Source organism: Microbacterium sp. H6, assembly GCF_003314775.1.
Classification (GTDB): domain Bacteria; phylum Actinomycetota; class Actinomycetes; order Actinomycetales; family Microbacteriaceae; genus Microbacterium; species Microbacterium oxydans.
Genome location: NZ_QOAY01000110.1, coordinates 20508 through 23676 on the forward strand (window position 1 = coordinate 20508; position 3169 = coordinate 23676).

2 protein-coding genes are annotated in these 3169 nt (G+C 66.5%); both read right to left on the bottom strand.

Annotation, left to right across the window (positions count from 1 at the left end):
- Positions 1-38 precede the first annotated feature (38 nt).
- The gene (locus DSP71_RS07460) at positions 39-2204 is read right to left on the bottom strand and encodes an RNA degradosome polyphosphate kinase (RefSeq protein ID WP_046746479.1); all 2166 of its coding nucleotides are present in this window, start codon (positions 2202-2204) and stop codon (positions 39-41) included.
- A 49-nt stretch (positions 2205-2253) separates the two neighbouring features.
- Entirely contained in the window at positions 2254-2937 is a 684-nt protein-coding gene (locus DSP71_RS07465; protein WP_046746480.1) for a response regulator transcription factor, read from the bottom strand.
- Positions 2938-3169: the final 232 nt, after the last annotated feature.

The window sequence follows — 3169 nt, forward strand, 5'->3', positions numbered from 1 at the left end:
CGTCGTCGTGTCGGCCGGGAGCTGCAGCTGCCGGCCGCTCATCGAACCGCCCGAGCCCGACGGCGCCGCTGGATCAACCCCATGGTCTTATCCTGCAGGTCGATCAGAGGCTTGCCGTCCGCATCCGTGGCGTGGCGCGTCCAGACTCCCTCAGGGCCGAGGTGCCACGACGAGGTGCCGTCGTCCATCGCCAGGTCGAAGAACGTGCTGAGCTCCTTGAGGTGGGCGGGGTCGGTGACGCGCACGAGGGCCTCGACACGACGGTCCAGGTTGCGGTGCATCATGTCAGCGCTGCCGATGTAGACCTGCGGGTCGCCGCCGTTCTCGAAGGCGAAGATACGCGAGTGCTCCAGGTAACGCCCGAGGATGCTGCGAACCGTGATGTTGTCGCTGATGCCGTCGAGGTCGGTGCGGAGACTGCAGATGCCGCGCACCCAGACGTCGACCTTCACTCCTGCCGCGCTCGCCCGGTAGAGAGCGTCGATGATCTCCTCGTCGACCATCGAGTTCACCTTGATGCGGATGTGCGCGGGGATGCCGGCCTCGGCGTTCTTGCGCTCCGCGTCGATCTGACGCACGAGCCCCTTGCGCAGGTGCAGAGGGGCGACCAGCAGGCGCTTGAACTTCTTCTCGATCGCGTAGCCGCTGAGTTCGTTGAACAGACGCGTCAGGTCTTTTCCGACCTGCGCATCCGCGGTGAACAGTCCGAAGTCCTCGTAGATGCGGCTGGTCTTCGGGTTGTAGTTGCCGGTGCCGACATGCGAGTAGTGCTGGAGCTTGCCGTCTTCCTCGCGGATCACGAGGGCGAGCTTGCAGTGCGTCTTGAGTCCGACCAGGCCGTACACCACGTGCACGCCGGCCTTCTCCAGCTTGCGGGCCCAGACGATGTTGTTCGCCTCATCGAATCGCGCCTTCACCTCGACGAGAGCGAGCACCTGCTTGCCCGCCTCGGCCGCGTCGATGAGCGCCTGCACGACGGGGCTGTCTCCGGAGGTGCGGTACAGCGTCTGCTTGATGGCGAGCACGTGCGGGTCGCGGGCGGCCTGCTCGAGGAACGCCTGCACGCTGGTGGTGAACGACTCGTACGGGTGGTGGACGAGCACGTCGGACTTGCGGATCGCTTTGAAGATGTCGGCCCGGGTGCTCGATCCCGCGGGCTGGAAGGCGACGGCGGTGGTGGGCAGGTGCGGCGGGTACCGCAGGTCGGGGCGGTCGATCCGCGACAGGTCGAAGAGTCCGCGCAGATCGAGCGGCCCTGGAAGGCGATAGACCTCCAGGTCGGTGATGTCGAGTTCCCGGACCAGCAGGTCCATGGTCACGTCGTCCATGTCGTCGGTGATCTCGAGCCGGATCGGAGGCCCGAACCGACGACGCAGCAGCTCGGCTTCGAGCGCCTGGATCAGGTTCTCGCTCTCGTCCTCCTCGATCTCCACGTCTTCGTTGCGGGTGAGACGGAACGCATGATGGTCGAGCACCTCCATGCCGGGGAAGAGGTCGCCGAGATGGTTGGCGATGAGCTCTTCGAGCCGCAGGAAGCGCTTGATCTCGCCGCCGCCCGGTACCTCGACGAAGCGGGGGAGCATGGGCGGCACCTTGAGACGCGCGAACTCCTGGCGCCCCGTGCGGGCGTTGCGGATGCGGATCGCGAGGTTCAGCGACAGACCGGAGATGTACGGGAACGGGTGGGCGGGATCCACGGCGAGGGGCATCAGCACCGGGAAGACCTGTGCGGAGAAGTACTCGGAGAGCGCCGTGCGCTCGTCGTCGGTCAGCTCCGACCAATCGGCGATCTCGATTCCGGATTCGGCGAGAGCGGGTCGCACCAGCGACGTCCATGCGTCGGCATGGCGCAGCTGCAGCGCGTGTGCCTCGCGCGAGATGTCGGCGAGGGCGTCGACGGGGGAGCGGCCGATGTTGGTGGGCACGGCGAGGCCGGTCATGATGCGTCGCTTGAGGCCAGCGACGCGCACCATGAAGAACTCGTCGAGGTTGCTCGCGAAGATCGCCAGGAAGTTGGCCCGCTCCAGTTCGGGGAGCGACGGATCCTCGGCGAGCTCCAGCACGCGCTGGTTGAAGGCGAGCCAGCTCAGCTCGCGATCCAGGTAGCGGTGGTCGGGGAGCTGGGCGTCGTAGGACTCGATGGCGTCGAAGTCGTCGTCTTCGGCATCACCCAGCCCGGCGTCGGCGAGTGCGGGATCGATCATGGGGTACATCTAAGCACCGAGAAGTGACGCGCGTGTGAACGGAGTCGCCTCACCCCGCGCTGGCCAGACCTTCGTCTTCGTTGACGTTGAAGCGGTAGCCGACGTTGCGCACCGTTCCGATGATCTGCTCCTGATCGCCGAGCTTCGCCCTCAGTCGTCGCACGTGCACATCGACGGTGCGGGTGCCCCCGAAGTAGTCGTATCCCCAGACCTCGCTCAGCAGCTGCTCCCTGGTGAAGACGCGAGCCGGGTGGGTCGCCAGGAAATGCAGCAGCTGGAACTCCTTGTAGGTGAGGTCCAGAGGTCTGCCGCGCAGCTTCGCCGAGTAGGACTGCTCGTCGATGGTCACGCCGGATGCCTGCACGCGTGCGGGTTCGGCGACCTCGTCGCGTCGTGCCAGCACGAGACGCAGCCTGGCATCGATCTCCGCCGGACCCGCGGTGGAGAGGAGCACGTCATCGATGCCCCAGTCGCCGGAGAGGGCGCTCATCCCGCCCTCCGTGACGACGAGCAGCAGCGGGGAGTCCTGTCCTGCCGTCCGCAGCAGACGGCACAGCGACTTCGCCCCGACGAGGTCGTGACGGCCGTCGACGATCACGACATCATGATCGGGCGCACTGATCAATTGCGAGGGCTCTGCGGGGATCTGGCGCGTGCGGTGGCTCAACAGCTCGAGCGCGGGGAGCACCTGCTCGGAGAGCGGAGCGTTGGTCAGAACCAGGACCTGGGCCACACGCACTCCTCACAGACGCGGATCGACGTCGTGCCGCCATGATACCGGGAGCGATAGGTCACAATGGAGACATGACGGATCCCGCACTCGCACCGCGCAACGCGTTCGTCGGTGTGCTCGTCGTCTGGGCCACGGCCTTCCTCGCGACCGTCGTCATCGGCATCTTCGTGCCGGAGGAGTGGCGTGTGCCGTGGCTCCTCGTCGGCTTCGGCGGCGTCGTGCTCCTGTCGTT

Coding starts and splice junctions, on each gene's coding strand:
- DSP71_RS07460 (WP_046746479.1), bottom strand. CDS start 2,204: ATGATCGATCCCGCACTCGCCGACGCCGGGCTGGGTGATGCCGAAGAC.